This window comes from Pseudomonas sp. SMN5 (assembly GCF_052041925.1).
GTDB lineage: Bacteria > Pseudomonadota > Gammaproteobacteria > Pseudomonadales > Pseudomonadaceae > Aquipseudomonas.
On record NZ_JBKGGX010000072.1, the window covers coordinates 1 to 489 of the forward strand.

The window sequence follows — 489 nt, forward strand, 5'->3', positions numbered from 1 at the left end:
GACGACGTCTACAAAGACGCCGGCAAAGTGGAAGTCAGCATCGATAAAGCCACGGGCGGTAACTTCGAGAATCTGGTTCCGAGCACCACCCCTGCGGTCACTGACGTCACCGATACCATCGACACTTCGACTGTGAGCCTGTCGGCCACGTCGACTGTTGCCGAAGGTGGCACGGTCATCTACACCGCCTCGGTCAACGCTCCGGTCACCGGCGCTCCGCTGGTTGTCACCCTGTCGAACGGCCAAACCATCACCATCCCGGTTGGCGCGAGCAGCGGTTCGGTCAACTTCGTCACGCCGAACGACACCCTCGCGGGCGGCGATAACCTGAGCGTCAAGATCGACGACGCCAAAGGCGGCAACTACGAGAAGCTGGAGATCGACGGCAAATCGGCTGACACCACCGTCACCGATACCCAGGACACGACCGGTCTTACCCTGACCGCGACTGATACTGTGGCCGAAGGCGGTTCGATCGTTTACACCGCC

General features: G+C 61.1%; 1 protein-coding gene. It reads left to right on the plus strand.

Annotated elements, in window-relative coordinates; all coding sequences use genetic code 11:
• Positions 1-489, plus strand: a 489-nt coding sequence (locus ACLEJR_RS27025; RefSeq protein WP_440817763.1) for an immunoglobulin-like domain-containing protein, incomplete at both ends; no start/stop codon positions are given.